Annotated in this window: 13 protein-coding genes; 7 read left to right on the top strand and 6 right to left on the bottom strand. The window is 68.6% G+C overall.

Annotated elements, in window-relative coordinates:
• Positions 1-82 precede the first annotated feature (82 nt).
• The 6 genes from ABH936_RS09385 (at position 83) to ABH936_RS09360 (ending at position 6,323) form a co-directional block, all read left to right on the top strand.
• Positions 83-934, top strand: coding sequence for a hypothetical protein (locus ABH936_RS09385; protein ID WP_404603094.1), 852 nt, complete (start codon positions 83-85; stop codon positions 932-934).
• Between the two features lie 264 nt (positions 935-1,198).
• Positions 1,199-1,429 carry a type II toxin-antitoxin system HicB family antitoxin gene (locus tag ABH936_RS09380; protein WP_313956484.1) on the top strand — a complete coding sequence of 77 codons (231 nt, stop codon included), beginning with the start codon at positions 1,199-1,201 and terminating at the stop codon, positions 1,427-1,429.
• Between the two features lie 187 nt (positions 1,430-1,616).
• A complete protein-coding gene (gene radA / locus ABH936_RS09375; RefSeq protein ID WP_144694248.1) occupies positions 1,617-2,996 on the top strand; it encodes a DNA repair protein RadA in 1,380 nt (459 codons plus the stop codon).
• 358 nt (positions 2,997-3,354) lie between these two features.
• Positions 3,355-4,200, top strand: a complete 846-nt coding sequence (locus tag ABH936_RS09370; RefSeq protein ID WP_144694250.1) for a CoA ester lyase — start codon at positions 3,355-3,357, stop codon at positions 4,198-4,200.
• A 132-nt stretch (positions 4,201-4,332) separates the two neighbouring features.
• Positions 4,333-5,430: a DNA integrity scanning diadenylate cyclase DisA gene (gene disA, locus ABH936_RS09365; protein WP_186318523.1), complete on the top strand. Its 1,098-nt coding sequence runs from the start codon at positions 4,333-4,335 to the stop codon at positions 5,428-5,430.
• Positions 5,427-6,323, top strand: a complete 897-nt coding sequence (locus ABH936_RS09360) for an A/G-specific adenine glycosylase (RefSeq protein ID WP_136788514.1) — start codon at positions 5,427-5,429, stop codon at positions 6,321-6,323. Before disA ends, ABH936_RS09360 begins: the two co-directional genes overlap by 4 nt.
• A gap of 88 nt (positions 6,324-6,411) precedes the next feature.
• On the opposite strand, the gene ABH936_RS09355 is transcribed toward ABH936_RS09360, so the two are convergent.
• From ABH936_RS09355 to ABH936_RS09340, 4 genes are all read right to left on the bottom strand, one after another.
• Positions 6,412-6,999 carry a gluconokinase gene (locus tag ABH936_RS09355; RefSeq protein WP_404603093.1) on the bottom strand — a complete coding sequence of 196 codons (588 nt, stop codon included), beginning with the start codon at positions 6,997-6,999 and terminating at the stop codon, positions 6,412-6,414.
• 160 nt (positions 7,000-7,159) lie between these two features.
• Complete coding sequence (locus tag ABH936_RS09350) at positions 7,160-8,614, bottom strand: GntP family permease (protein ID WP_404603092.1); 1,455 nt, start codon at positions 8,612-8,614, stop codon at positions 7,160-7,162.
• A 157-nt stretch (positions 8,615-8,771) separates the two neighbouring features.
• Entirely contained in the window at positions 8,772-9,272 is a 501-nt protein-coding gene (locus ABH936_RS09345) for an amino-acid N-acetyltransferase (RefSeq protein ID WP_038569464.1), read from the bottom strand.
• 164 nt (positions 9,273-9,436) lie between these two features.
• On the bottom strand, positions 9,437-12,061 hold the full coding sequence (locus tag ABH936_RS09340) for an ATP-dependent Clp protease ATP-binding subunit (RefSeq protein ID WP_038569468.1): 2,625 nt from the start codon (positions 12,059-12,061) through the stop codon (positions 9,437-9,439).
• 249 nt (positions 12,062-12,310) lie between these two features.
• On the opposite strand from ABH936_RS09340, the gene ABH936_RS09335 reads away from it, so the two are divergent.
• Positions 12,311-13,765 carry a hypothetical protein gene (locus ABH936_RS09335; RefSeq protein WP_404603091.1) on the top strand — a complete coding sequence of 485 codons (1,455 nt, stop codon included), beginning with the start codon at positions 12,311-12,313 and terminating at the stop codon, positions 13,763-13,765.
• Between the two features lie 72 nt (positions 13,766-13,837).
• Here ABH936_RS09335 and ABH936_RS09330 read toward each other — a convergent pair whose 3' ends face one another.
• On the bottom strand, positions 13,838-14,344 hold the full coding sequence (locus ABH936_RS09330; RefSeq protein ID WP_404603090.1) for a DinB family protein: 507 nt from the start codon (positions 14,342-14,344) through the stop codon (positions 13,838-13,840).
• A gap of 39 nt (positions 14,345-14,383) precedes the next feature.
• Entirely contained in the window at positions 14,384-15,178 is a 795-nt protein-coding gene (locus ABH936_RS09325; protein ID WP_074045716.1) for a Ku protein, read from the bottom strand.
• Between the last annotated feature and the right edge of the window lie 5 nt (positions 15,179-15,183).

Below are 15,183 nucleotides of genomic sequence, written 5' to 3'. Positions count from 1 at the left end.
CCTCCCCTGTCGGCGTCGCGGGTGTCTGCGGCGGAACCTCGACGATACCCGCGCCGGGCGGCGAGCACCTATCATCGCGGGCGTGGCTGAATGCGATCTCGAGATACCGCGCACCTGGGTCGAGTTCGACGACCCGGCGAGCGAGGCGGACGCCGTCGAGCGCTTCCGCTGCGACCTCACGTGGTTGACGTCGAACTGGACGTGCACGTTCGGCGACGGATGCTGCGGCATCGATGCGTCGAAGCCCGACCTGGGATGCTGCGTGCTCGGCGCGCACTTCACCGGCGACGAGGACGAGGCGCACACCGCGTCGGTCATGAAGACCTTGACCCGCGACGAATGGCAGTACTACGACGAGGGCCACTCCGCTGACGGCTGGGTCGAGGTCGACGAGGACGGCGACCGCAAGACGCGCGTCGTCGAGGGTGCCTGCATCTTCTTGAACCGGCCGGGATTCGGTGACGTCACCTCGTCGGTGGAGGGTTCGGACGACGTGAGGACGGCCGGCCCCGGCCTGGGTTGCGCGCTGCATCAGAAGGCGTGGTCGACGGGCGTCGAGCCGTGGTCGCTCAAGCCCGAGGTGTGCTGGCAGTTGCCGATCCGACGTTCGTATCGTCGCGTGACGCTGCCCGACGGTGAGGAGTATCTCGAGACGACGATCGCCGAGTACGACCGTCGCGGATGGGGTTCGGGCGGGCACGACCTCGACTGGTACTGCTCGGGCAACTCCGAGGCGCACGTGGGAGCCGAGCCGGTCTACGTCTCGCAGCGACCCGAATTGGTCGAGCTCATGGGCCAGGACGCCTACGACGTGCTCGTCACGTACTGCGAGGCGCACCTCGCAGCGGCTGCCGCGCTGGCCGTCACCCCTGCCGGACGCGACCTGCTGCCGTTGTACGTGCATCCCGCGACGCTGGAGGCCCAGGGCCGCTGACGCACTGTCGTGCATGAGGATGTGGTGCTCGGTGGGGCGGCAGGCATGGCCGGCTCACACCCCTTGGCGTTCAGTACCGTGACCGTGGAAACATTGGGATGTGGCGACGGGCGAAGCGAGCCCTCGACGCCGCCGCCAAGCCCCAGAGGAGCACTGTGCCGTGAACGCGACCGCCCCCTCTGTCGCCGAGTACGGCTACCGCGTGGTCTGGTCATCGGTTGATGGCGAGTTCGTCGCCACCTGCGCCGAGTTCCCCTCGCTCTCATGGCCGGCCGACTCCCAGACGCCGCGCTCACCGGCATCGCCACCTTGGTGAACGACGTCTTGACCGACATGCGCGCTTCAGGTGAAGAACCGCCGCCTCTTTCGCGGCGAACCTACTCGGGGAAGTTCAACATCCGAATGCCACAGGATCTCCACCGCCGGCTTGCGCGGGAGTCGGCCCAACAGAATGTCAGCCTCAACCAATACGTCGTGAGCAAACTGGCGACGTGACGAGCTGTGGCGTGACTGCCTCACGAGTCTGCGGATGTTGCGTCATGAACGCGTGCCATTTCACGCGTTGATGACACAACATCGCGACGGTGGTGGCTGAGGGGGCGAAGGACGCACCCGGGGGCTGCTGAGCGCAGGATTACCCGCCATTCCGGGGTTGTCGGCGCTCGCGTCTAGGGTTTCGACCATGGCGAGCAAGGCTTCGAAGCGAACGACGTACCGCTGCACCGAGTGTGGGTGGCAGACGGTCAAGTGGGTCGGGCGATGTGGTGAGTGTCAGTCGTGGGGCACCGTCGAGGAGGTCGGCGGGCCCGTCGCCGTTCGCACCCAGGCCGCGTCGAAGGTGGCCAACCCGGCCAAGCCGATCGGCGACGTGGACGCGACGAAGGCGTCCGTCACGACGACGGGCGTCGGCGAGTTCGACCGCGTCCTGGGTGGTGGCCTCGTACCGGGCGCCGTCATGCTCGTCGCGGGAGAGCCGGGCATCGGCAAGTCGACGCTGCTGCTCGACGTCGCCGCGCGCGCGGCGCGCGCTGACACGAAGGTGCTCTACGTCAGCGGCGAGGAATCCGCGGCGCAGGTGCGTCTGCGCGCCGACCGCACGGACGCGGTCGCCGACACGCTCTACCTCGCGAGCGAGACCGACCTCGCCACCGTGCTCGCGCACATCGATGCGGTCCAACCGACGTTCCTCGTCATCGACTCCGTGCAGACGATCGCGAGCGCCGAGGTCGACGGTTCGGCCGGCAACGTCTCGCAGGTGCGCGAGGTCGCGGCCGCCATCATCCAGGTGGCGAAAGCCCGCAACATCTCGACGGTGCTCGTCGGGCACGTGACGAAGGACGGTTCGATCGCCGGCCCCCGTCTGTTGGAGCACCTCGTCGACGTCGTCATCACCTTCGAGGGCGAACGTCACTCGCGTCTGCGGCTCGTGCGCGCGGTCAAGAACCGCTACGGGCCGACCGACGAGGTCGGTTGCTTCGACCTGTCCGACGGCGGCATCCAGGGTCTGTCGGACCCGAGCTCACTGTTCCTCACCTCGCGCGACAAGCCCGTCGCTGGTACGTGCGTCACGGTGACGCTCGAGGGTCGCCGACCACTCGTGACGGAGGTACAGGCGCTCGTCGCGCCGTCGGCAGGTGGTTCGCCGCGCCGCACGACGTCAGGGGTCGACTCCTCGAGGACCGCGATGATCCTCGCCGTTCTCGAACGCCGCGCGGGTGCCCCCGTCAGCCGTGCCGACTGCTACGTCTCGACGGTCGGTGGCGCGAAGCTGAGCGAACCGGCGTCCGACCTCGCCGTCGCGTTGTCCCTGCTCAGTTCGGCGCAGGAGAAACCGCTGCCGGCGGGGCTCATCGCCGTCGGCGAGGTGGGACTTTCGGGAGACATCCGCGCCGTCAGCGGTGTGGCGCGACGTCTCACCGAGGCGGCGCGCATCGGGTTCGACAAGGCCATCATTCCCGCCGGGTCGCTCGGCACCGAGAAGACCCCCGCGGGCATGCGCATCGCCGAGTGCGCCGACCTCGGCTCGGCGATGCGTGCCGTCGGAACGGCATCAGGTGATTGAGCGGCCCGGTCAGCGATGCCCCGAGGGCCCGGATTCCCACCGGCCAGTTGAGTCACTTACGTCCCGACGATTCAGTCACGACTGACCCATCCTCACCCACGCGACGCAGCCGCCCCGCCACCACGCCCGAGACACCCCAGGCGACCATCAGCACCCCCACCGACCACGACGTGATCCATCCACCCACCCCGGCCACGGTTTCCCTAACCTGGAAGACAACCCCTCACCACGTGTGGCCACCATCACAGGCCGCGATCGGTACTGCGAAGTAACCCAAACCCGGCACTAAGGTGCCAGAGGCATCGAGCGCGCCGCATGGCTGCGCCGAGTACGACGACGACCTGAGGATGAACCAGACGTGTTTTCCGGACGTAACGCCCGCGCTGCCGCTCTGCCCGCGCAGCTGTCCCGTAGCTGGCTGCTCGCCAGCGCCATGAAGCCCGAACTCTTCGACGCGGCCCTCGCCTCCGAGGCCGATTCCGTCATCTTCGACATCGAGGATGCCGCGCCTGCGTCCGACAAGTCCACGGCGCGCGACAACGTCGTCAAGGCCCTCGAGGACGGCGCGACCGGTTGGGTGCGCATCAACGACATCAACACCGAGTTCTGGGAGGACGACCTCAACGCCCTCCACGGCATCCCCGGCCTGCGCGGCGTCATGCTGGCGAAGACGGAGAAGCCCGAGCACGTCACGCTGACGGCGATGCGCCTCAACCCGGGAACCCCCGTCCTCGCGCTCGTCGAGTCGGCCATCGGCATCGAGAACGCAACGTCGATCGCGTCCGCCCCGGGCACCTTCCGCCTCGCGTTCGGTGTCGGCGACTTCCGCCGCGACACCGGCGCGGGCGCCGACCCGATGGCGCTCGCGTATGCGCGCTCCAAGCTCGTCGTCGCCTCCCGCGTCGGCCAGCTGCCCGGCCCGATCGACGGCCCGACCCTCACCGACTCCGAGGACGAGCTGCTCGAGGCGTGCAAGGTCACCCAGAACATGGGCATGACGGGCAAGCTGACGCTGCGCATCGACCAGACCGACCCGATCAACCGTGGCCTGTCCCCCAGCCACTCTGAGATCGAGTGGGCCGCCGAACTGCTCGACTCGCACGAGCACGGCGGCGGTACACGCGACGGCAGCTACGCGCCGCGCCTGGCACGAGCGCAGAAGATCCGCAATCTCGGTGAGTCCTACGGGCTCTGGACGGTCTGATCAGCAGACATCGCGACACCTGAGCGGGTGGGTGCGCGCCGCCACGTCACGATGTGATGTCGGCGCGTGCTCGCGCGCACCCGCAGTCAGTAGAGTTCACGGTGGGTGAGGAACGAGACGAGCAGGTGGGTCATGGCAAAAGAGGCAAGTGTGACTGAGCGATCCAACGAGGCCCTGCTCTGGGAGACCCTCGCCGCCATCGCTCCCGGCACCGAACTGCGCGACGCTCTCGAACGCATCCTGCGCGGGCGCACCGGAGCGCTCATCGTCGTCGGGCACGACGACGTCGTCGACAAGATCTCGACGGGCGGCTTCCCGATCAACATCGACTTCTCCGCGACGCGCCTGCGCGAACTCGCGAAGATGGACGGCGGCATCGTCGTCAGCTCTGGCCTGGAGAAGATCATCGGTGCGGCGATCCAGTTCGTCCCCGATTCGAGCATCGAGACGCGCGAGTCCGGCACCCGTCACCGCACGGCCGAACGTGTCGCGAAGCAGACCGGTTTCCCCGTCATCTCCGTCAGCCAGTCGATGCAGATCATCGCCGTGTACGTCGGCGGCATGCGTCACGTGCTCGAGGGCTCGCCCGCGATCCTGTCGCGCGCCGGGCAGGCGCTGCAGACGCTCGAGCGGTACAAGAAGCGCCTCGACGAGGTCACTGGCTCCCTCTCCGCTCTCGAGATCGAAGACTTGGTGACGGTGCGTGACGTCGCCCAGGTGCTGCAGCGCCTCGAGATGGTGCGGCGCATCAGCGAGGAGATCTCCTCCTACGTCGTCGAACTCGGCACCGACGGACGCCTCATCGACCTGCAGCTGCAGGAACTCATCGGCGCCCTCGGCAACGACCGTGAACTCCTCATCCGTGACTACCTGGAATCCTCACGCGACGGCTACACGCTCGAACAGGCCGACGCGAACCTCGCCTCGCTGAGCAACGACGACCTCATCGACATCAGCGCCAACGCGCGCGCGGTCGGCTTCGCCGTCGCGGGTGACGCGCTCGACGCCCTCGTCACTCCGCGCGGCTACCGGTTGCTGTCGAAGGTGCCGCGCCTGCCCGGCGCAATCATCGACCGACTCGTCGACCATTTCGGCAGCCTGCAGGCCCTGCTCGCCGCGGACTTCGACGACCTGCTCACCGTCGACGGCGTCGGCGAATCGCGCGCCCGCGCCGTGCGCGAAGGGCTCTCGCGCCTCGCCGAGAGCAGCATCCTCGAACGCTACGTGTGAGCACGCTGCTTCCGGAGGCACAGCGCGACGACCTCGTCGCACGTCTCAACGCCTGGTTCCTCGATGCCGCGCGCCCGCTGCCATGGCGCTCCCCCGACACGACACCGTGGGGCATCTTCCTGTCCGAGGTCATGAGCCAGCAGACGCCCGTCGCGCGCGTGGCTCCGATCTGGCAGGAATGGCTCGAGCGCTGGCCCACCCCGTCGGACCTGGCGGCCGCCGCGCCAGGCGAGGCCGTCCGCCATTGGGGCCGCCTCGGCTACCCGCGTCGTGCCCTGCGGCTGCACGACGCCGCCGTCACGATGGTCGAACGGCACGGCGGCGAGGTGCCGTCGACGCACGACGACCTGCTCGCGCTGCCCGGCGTCGGCGAGTACACGGCAGCGGCCGTCGCGTCGTTCGCGTTCGGTGAGCGCGTCACCGTCATCGACACGAACATCCGACGCGTCGAGGCGCGTACGGTGACCGGCGTCGAGTTCCCCCGACCCAACCTGAGCGCCGCAGAACGCCGACTCGCCGCGCTGCTGCTGCCGCAGGACGATCACGTGCTGTGGAACGCCGCGTCGATGGAGTTCGGAGCGGTCGTGTGCACCGCGAAGGCCCCCGCCTGCGGCACCTGCCCGATCATCGACGCCTGCGCCTGGCAGCTCGCGGGCGCGCCCGTCTACGACGGCCCCGCCCGGCGTGGGCAGGCCTGGGCCGGCACCGATCGGATGGTGCGCGGCAAGCTGCTCGCGGTGCTGCGCGAGGCGCACGGCCCCGTCGAACGCGCCCGCCTCGACGAGGCCTGGGACGACGACGCCCAGCGCGAGCGCTGCCTCTCATCGCTCATCGAGGACGGTCTCGTCGACCCCCTCGACGACGAGCTGTTCGCGCTGCCCGGCCGCCGCTGAGCCACCCCCTCAGACGACGATGTTGCCCGGGTTTCGGGGCGCGGGCGCCCCGGAACCCGGGCAACATCGTCGGTCGGTCAGTGAAGCGTCAGCTCGCGTGATCGGCGTGTGGCCCGGCGTCGGTCGGCTTGACGTACGCAGCCTCGGGGTTGGCCGGCGCGTGGAGGTGGAGCGATTCCATCACCTCGGCGAGAACCGCTTCCTGCCCGCCCTTCGCCTCGACGGTGGTGCCCGGCTCGTCAGCCTGCAGCGGCTCGAGCGTGTCGAGCTGGCTCTGCAGCAGGGACGCCGGCATGTAGTGACCCTTGCGCTCGGCGAGACGCTGTTCGAGCTGCTCGCGCGAGACGTCGACGTGGCAGAACGACACCGTCGGGCGCCCCTCGCGGAGCAGCTCACGGTAGCTGCGCTTGAGCGCACTGCATGTGATGACGGCGCTCTTGCCGAGGCTCTCGTGCTCGTCGATCCACTCGCCGATCTTCGTCAGCCACGGCCAGCGGTCCTCGTCCGTCAGCGGGATGCCGGCGCGCATCTTCTCGACGTTGGCCTGCGGGTGCAGGTCGTCGCCCTCGACGTACGTCCACCCCATGGCGTCGGCCAGACCCGTCGCGACGGTCGTCTTGCCCGAGCCCGAGACGCCCATGACGATGACGAACTGGGGCTGCGGTTGTATGCTCATGCTCTTCACCCTAACGTTCGATTCTTCAGCCGGGAACTGGCTCTGGCCACCGGCCCGTTCGTGGACATCGGTGCCCCTGGACGACGAACCCTCTTGCGCGCAGATGCACCCGGGTGCATCTGCGCGCAAGGGGGTTCGGTGAGTGCGAGCGCCCTGCGTCTCAGACGATGAGGTGCAGGATCCAGACGCAGGCGAAGCCGACGACGGAGATGACCGTCTCCATGAGCGACCACGACTTGAGGGTCTGCACGACGCTGAGGCCGAAGTACTCCTTGACGAGCCAGAACCCGGCGTCGTTGACGTGGCTGAAGAACAGCGAGCCGGCGCCGATCGCGAGCACGACGAGGGAGAGCTGGTTGGCGTCGAGGTGGGCGACCATGGGCGCGACGATGCCGGCGGCGGTGATCGTCGCGACCGTCGCCGAACCCGTCGCGAGACGGATGCCGACGGCGACGAGCCACGCGAGCAGCAGCGGAGAGAAGTTGCTGCCGTCTGCCCAGTCCTTGATGACGTTGCCGACGCCCGCGTCGACGAGGAGCGTCTTGAAGCCACCGCCGGCGGCGACGATGAGGATGATGCCGGCGACGGCGGGCAGGCCCGCGCTCATGATGCCGTTCGTCTTCGCGATCGACAGGCCGGCGCCCTTGCCGAGCAGGATCATCGCGACCATGGTCGAGATGAACAGCGCGACCGGCGGGTTGCCGAGGAACTCGATGACGGACAGCGCCGTGCCCTTCTTCATGCCGGCGATCTCGGCGATGGCCGAGATGAGCATGAGGACGACGGGCAGCAGGATGCACGTGATCGCTGCACCGAACGACGGGCGACGCGTGGGCGTCGTGTCGTTCTTCGCGTCGACGGCGGTGGCGCCGTCGTGCTCGCCACCGCCATGCGCGCCCGAACCCGCGTCGCGGACCGAGCCGTCGGCAGCGAGCGCCGCAGGAGCATCGACGGGCACGAGACGCGCGACGAGGCGCCCGAGCAGCGGGCCGGCGACGATGAGCGTCGGGATGGCGGCGATGATGCCGAACAGCAGGGTGCGGCCGGTGTTGGCGTGGACGGCCTCGATCGCGGCGACGGGGCCGGGGTGCGGCGGCACGAAACCGTGGAGCACCGACAGGCCGGCGAGGGCCGGGATGCCGATGAGCAGCACCGGCTGCTTCGTGCGGCGCGCGACCGACAGGACGATCGGGATGAGCAGGACGACGCCGATCTCGAAGAACATCGGCAGGCCGATGATCGCGGCGACGAGCGCCATCATCCACGGCAGTGCGGAGGCCTTGACGCCGCCGACGAGCTTGTCGACGATCGCGTTGCCGCCGCCGGAGTCGGCGAGCAGCTGACCGATCATCGCACCGAGGGCGACGAGCAGACCGACGGAGCCGGCGGTCTTGCCGAAACCGGTCGTGAAGCTGTCGACGGCGGCCTTGCCTGGCACCTGGGCGACGGCGGCGAGCGCCGCGCTGCCGAGGATGAGGCCGAGGAACGGGTGGAGCTTGAACGCGCTGATCGCGAGGACGACGACGGCGATGCCGGCGAGCGCCGCGAGGGTGAGTTGCCCGGACGACGCGTGGGAGATCGGCCCGGTCGCGTCCGCTGCAAGAAGGTGAACCATGTGCGATGGCCCTTCCCTGATGGGTGGTCAATGAGGCGCGGCCACTCGTCCAAGAACGGCCAACCGGCTCACAGTAGTCGTCGAACCCATGCATGCACCTCTGCATCGGCTAACGAATGGGCAACAAACGTTTTGCTCAACCGCGCTCTTCCGATCGTCAGAGCGTCAGCAGCATGCGCGTGTTGCCGAGGGTGTTGGGCTTGACGCGGTCGAGGTCGAGGAATTCGGCGACACCTTCGTCGTACGACTGCAGCAGTTCGTCGTAGACGGTTCGCTCGATCGGGATGCCTTCGATCTCGACGAACCCGTGGCGCGCGAAGAAGGCGGTCTCGAACGTCAGGCAGAACACGCGGTCGACGCCGATGATGCGCGCCTGGTGGATGAGGGCGTCGAGCAGGCGCCCTCCGACGCCGTGGCCGCGGACGTCGCCGGACACGGCGAGCGTTCGCACCTCCGCGACGTCCTCCCACATGACGTGGAGCGCACCGCATCCGACGATGTCGTCGTCGAGCTCGGCGACGATGAACTCGCTCAGGTTCTCGTAGTAGCTGACGGCCGGTTTGTCGACGATCGCCTTCGACTCCACGTACGGCGTCACGAGCCGTCGGATGCCTCGCACATCGGCGGCGCGGGCACGGCGAAGCACGACGGAACTCATGCACTCCACCCTAGGCACTCGCTTCGGGGCCGCAGCCGCGCGTCCCAGCTGACGAACCCCGTCAAGCCCACCCGACGAGAACACGACGGTGCGGCCCGCCTCCCCCCAGGGAGGCGGGCCGCACCGCACAGGTCACCGCGCATCAGACACGGTCGGAACGTCGATCAGACCGCGGCAGCGCCTTCGCCGCCACCGGGACCACCGCCGACGGCGCCACCGAAGTCGATCGGACCCGACAGGTCGTCACTGCTCGGCGTCGCGCCCTTCATGTCGGTGTCGACCTTGTCAGACGCCCGCGTGTGCTTCGACAGCGAGATCGGCGTGCCGGAGAACGTGAACGTCGCCTCCTTGCCTTCGCCCTCGACGTCGACGAGCACGAGGTCGCCCTTCGAGATCTCGCCGAAGAGGATCTTCTCGGACAGCTGGTCCTCGATCTCGCGCTGGATCGTGCGACGCAGCGGACGAGCACCGAGAGCCGGGTCGTACCCGCGCTTTGCGAGCAGATCCTTCGCGCCCTGCGTGAGCTCGATCGCCATGTCCTGATCCTTGAGGCGCTCGTCGAGCTTCGCGACCATGAGGTCGACGATCTCGACGATCTCGGCCTGCGACAGCTGCGGGAACACGATCGTGTCGTCGACACGGTTGAGGAACTCGGGACGGAAGTGCTGCTTGAGCTCCTCGCCGACCTTCGCCTTCATCCGGTCGTAGTTGCTGCGCTGGTCGTTGCCCGCGGCGAAGCCGAGGGAGACGCCCTTCGCGATGTCGCGCGTGCCGAGGTTCGTCGTCATGATGATGACGGTGTTCTTGAAGTCGACGACGCGGCCCTGGCTGTCGGTCAGGCGACCGTCCTCCAGGATCTGCAGCAGCGAGTTGAAGATGTCGGCGTGAGCCTTCTCCACCTCGTCGAACAGCACGACCGAGAACGGCTTGCGACGCACCTTCTCCGTCAGCTGGCCACCCTCTTCGTAGCCGACGTAGCCGGGGGGCGAACCGAACAGACGCGAGACGGTGTGCTTCTCCGCGTACTCGGACATGTCGAGCGTGATGAGCGCGTCCTCGTCACCGAAGAGGAATTCGGCGAGCGACTTGGCGAGCTCCGTCTTGCCGACACCCGTCGGGCCGGCGAAGATGAACGAACCACCGGGACGGCGCGGGTCCTTGAGGCCGGCACGCGTGCGTCGGATGGCCTGCGACAGTGCCTTGATGGCGTCGTCGTTGCCGATGACGCGCTTGTGCAGCTCGTCCTCCATGCGCAGCAGACGCGAGGACTCCTCCTCCGTCAGCTTGAACACGGGGATACCGGTCGACGCGGCGAGAACCTCTGCGACGAGCTCCTCGTCGAGGACGGCGGCGAGGTCGACGTCGCCGGCCTTCCACTCCTTCTCCTTGGCCTCCTTCTCCTCGACGAGCTTGCGCTCGTCGTCACGCAGGGCAGCGGCCTTCTCGAAGTCCTGGCTGTCGATGGCCGATTCCTTCTCACGACGCACGTGAGCGATCTTCTCGTCGAACTCGCGCAGCTCCGGCGGAGCCGTCATGCGACGGATCCGCAGACGCGCGCCCGCCTCATCGATGAGGTCGATCGCCTTGTCCGGCAGGAAGCGGTCGGTGATGTACCGGTCGGCCATGTTGACGGCCCCGACGAGCGCGGCGTCCGTGATCGTGACGCGGTGGTGCGCCTCATAGCGGTCGCGCAGACCCTTGAGGATCTCGATGGCCTGCGGGATCGTCGGCTCGTTGACCTGGATCGGCTGGAACCGGCGCTCGAGCGCCGCGTCCTTCTCGATGTGCTTGCGGTACTCATCGAGCGTCGTCGCACCGATCGTCTGCAGCTCGCCACGAGCCAACATCGGCTTCAGGATCGAGGCAGCGTCGATGGCACCCTCGGCCGCACCGGCACCGACGAGGCTGTGGATCTCGTCGATGAACAGGATGATGTCGCCACGCGTGCGGATCTCCTTGAGCACCTTCTTGAGGCGCTCCTCGAAGTCACCGCGGTAGCGCGAACCGGCGACGAGCGAGCCGAGGTCGAGGGTGTAGAGGTGCTTGTCCTTGAGTGTCTCCGGCACGTCACCCGTGACGATGTCAGCGGCAAGACCCTCGACGACGGCGGTCTTGCCGACGCCGGGCTCACCGATGAGCACCGGGTTGTTCTTGGTACGGCGCGACAGCACCTGCATGACGCGCTCGATCTCCTTCTCACGCCCGATGACCGGGTCGAGCTTGCCCTCACGGGCAGCCTGCGTGAGGTTGCGACCGAACTGGTCGAGCACCGTCGAACCGGCCGGGGTGCCCTCGGCGGGGCCTCCCGACGACGACGCGCCGACGCCCGCGGCCTGCGGCTCGCCCTTGCCCTGGTATCCGGACAGGAGCTGGATGACGGTGGTGCGCACCGTCGACAGGTCTGCGCCGAGCTTGACGAGCACCTGCGCGGCGACGCCCTCACCCTCGCGGATCAGGCCGAGCAGGATGTGCTCGGTGCCGATGTAGCTGTGACCGAGCTGCAGCCCCTCGCGCAGGGACAGCTCGAGAACCTTCTTCGCGCGCGGCGTGAAGGGAATGTGGCCGGACTGCGTCTGCTGCCCCTGGCCGATGATCTCCTGAACCTGCTCGCGGACGGCGTCCAGCGAGATACCCAGGGATTCGAGCGCCTTCGCGGCGACGCCCTCCCCTTCGTGGATGAGGCCCAGGAGGATGTGCTCCGTGCCGATGTAGTTGTGGTTGAGCATGCGCGCTTCTTCTTGCGCGAGCACCACGACCCGACGGGCGCGGTCGGTGAACCGTTCGAACATGTCATCTCCTCGATGCCGAGATCTCACACGATGCTAGCCGGGGCGGGTGACGACGTCAGCGTGACGCCGGATCCACCACCGGTCTTCGAAGGTGCCAACGCCGCGTGTGCCCGCCGTGTTCCGCTCCGGGCGCGTTTGGCTGCTGCGTTCGCCCAGGGCGGAACCTCGCGCCCCGATCCCGGTCGGCAGGGGCGCATGCCCTCGTGGGTCTGCCCCACCCATGACGGTCGTCACGGATAGGCTGGACACGTGACTGACGGCCCCCTCGAGCTTCGCGTCTTCGGCCTCGACTTCGCGGTGAACGTGCAGCCCGAGCGTCGTGACGCCGTCGCGCGTCAGTGGCACTGGTGCCGCCCGGACGCGCCGTCACAGCGCACGATCGCGCCCTTGCCGAGCGCGCCACATCGGGTGGGTCGGGGTGGCAGTTCGGTCGGCAGCGAGAGCGCCGCAGGCTTGCGAGCAGCCGGGACGGCTGAGGTCGAGCGGGTCGACATCGCAAAGACGATCACCGTCGATCGAATCGATGACGCCCCCGGCAGCGGCTCAGACACCGGCGACTACACGCTGACGACGACGCTCACCGGCCGCGCCATCTCGACGCGTGCGGGCGAGTTTGTCATGCTCCACGCCGGTGGAGTCTGCGACCCTGACACGGGCGTCGTCGCCGGTCTGTTCGCAGCATCGGGCACCGGCAAGACGACGGCGACGCAGCACTACTGCACGCACGGCTACGGCTACGTCACCGACGAGACGCTCATCTTCAACGACCGCCGCGACGTCATGGCCTACCCCAAGCCGCTGTCGGTGCTCGTCAACCCGGGTGTCTCCGGCGTCAAGACGCAGCACTGCCCCGAAGACCTCGACATGGCGCCGCCTCGTGAGGGCGCGTTGCGGCTCGGGCCGCTCGTCCTGCTCGACCGCATTCGTGACGACGCCCGCCCTGACGAGAGCGTCAACGGCGGCGATGCGGAAGCTGACGCCACGCGCGCCGCGCCCGACCGTATCGATGCCGAGGACGACAACAGCGCCGGCACTCACGAGCCCGGCGAGGCAGAGCTGAGCGAGATGCCGCTGTTCGAGGCGTTGACGCTCATCCTGCCGCAGTCGTCGGCGATGCCGCAGATCGACGGTTGCCTCGACCTGCTCGCCCGGATAGCCCTCGCCGGCGGCGGCGTCCAACGTCTGCGTTATCGCGAGATCGCCGACACGCTCCCCCTCTTGCGCGAGGTGTTCACGCTGGCGCCGCAGGAGCCGTTCTGGCGTCACGTGCCCGGCACGTGGTGGACGCAGCAGCCCGACGTCGACCCCTACCAGCCGCTCGCGTCGGCGACGCTGGCTGCCGCCGTCACGGCCGGCGATGGCGGCGATGATCGCGCCTTCGCCTCGCGCGAGGATCCCGTCGCGAGCCCTGCGGACAACGCCGAGGCCCTGACCAGCGACACCGTTCTGACGCTCGCACCCTTCGTCGACGCCCTCGTCGACGAGGACGCGCTCGAGGTGCTGACGCTCATCGGCTCGACGCCCGCGCACCTGCACGGTCTCGGCGCCGTCATCCACCTGACGCTGCTCGACGGCCCCCGCTCGCTGGCTGACCTCGTCGACGTCTGCACCGCCACCCTCGGCGAGCACCCGGATGCCAACGCGCTCGTCAGACGTGCGGCCCACGACCTGCTGACGAACCGCGTCGTCCGCGTCGAGCGCTGACACCTGCCCCGATGGGGCGCTCCGCACCGATCGACGTGGCCGGCGCCGCCAACAGCCGGGGCGCCGGGGCGATCACCTTGAGCGGCTACGTTCCATGAGGACCTGTTCGCGCAGGATGTCGGCGTGCCCGCAGTGCTGGGCATGCTCGCGAAGCACGTGGAGCAGGATCCAGCGAACGCTCAACGGGCCGCGCCGGTTTCCTGACCAGATGGTGTCGCCGCCCACCCCGTCCACGGCGCGTCGCGATCGTTCGCAGACGCGAGCGAAAACGTCGAGCACGGACGCCGACGTGTCGGCGTCCGTCAGGTCGAACGACTCGTCGGGCCCGGGCTGCAGGCCGAGTTCTGCACGGCTGTGCCCTGTACGGGCCTCCTCGAACCAGACCCGTTCGACGAACGTCGCGTGCTTCACCAGGCCGAGCAGCGTCGTCGTCGACGGGACGAGCCGACGTCGGGCCTCGGCCTCGCTCAACCCGTCGAGGGACGCAGCGATCATGGCGCGGTGCTGGTCGATGAACACCCCGATCTGCTGCTCGAACGAAGCGTCGTAGACGTCGGGCGCGTCGGGGTTCGCCGTCATCGTCCGAGTATCACACGGCGCCCAGCGCGGCTGAGCGCGTCAGCTCGCTGCTTCGCCGCGTGCTTTCTTGGCCCGGTCGACGCTGGCCTGCAGGGCGGCGAGCAGGTCGACGACCTCGGCGCTCTCCTCCGGCTTGTCTTCGGGTTCCTTGACCTCGCCGCCCGCGAGCTTGGCCTCGACGACCTCGCGCACGGCCTGCTCGTAGGTGTCCTCGTACGCCTCGGGGTCGAAGTCACCCGACAACGACTCGACGAGCATCGCCGCCATCGCCTGCTCTGAATCCGTCACCTCCGCCTTCGCCTCGAGGACGGCGAAGTCGGGCTCGCGCACCTCGTCGGGCCACAGCAACGTCTGCAGGACGATGGCCTTGCCCTCGACGCGCAGGACGGCCACCGTCACGCGCGTGCGCAACGACACCGTGACGACGGCGACGCGCCCGCTCTCCTCGAGCGCGCTACGCAGCAGGGCGTACGGCTTGAGTGCCGCCTTGTCGGGCTCGAGGTAGTAGACCTTGTCGAGCACGAGCGGGCTGATCTGCTCGGCCGGCACGAACCGGTCGACGGCGATCTCCTTGCTCGTGACGAGCGGCAGGTCGGCAAGGTCTGCGTCCGTCAGCACGACCATCTGCCCCTCGGGCGTCTCGTACCCCTTCGCGATGTCGCTGTAGGCGACCTGCTCGCCGTCGATCGAGCAGACACGCTGGTACTTGATGCGTCCGCCGTCCTTCTCGTGCACCTGACGGAACTGCACGTCGTGGTTCTCCGTCGCCGAATACAGGCGTACCGGCACGTTGACGAGGCCGAAACTGACGGCACCCTTCCAGATCGCTCGCATGCCCT

Source organism: Dermacoccus sp. GAS27A (assembly GCF_044909235.1).
GTDB lineage: Bacteria > Actinomycetota > Actinomycetes > Actinomycetales > Dermatophilaceae > Dermacoccus > Dermacoccus nishinomiyaensis.
This window is presented reverse-complemented; position numbering and strand designations above follow the sequence as displayed.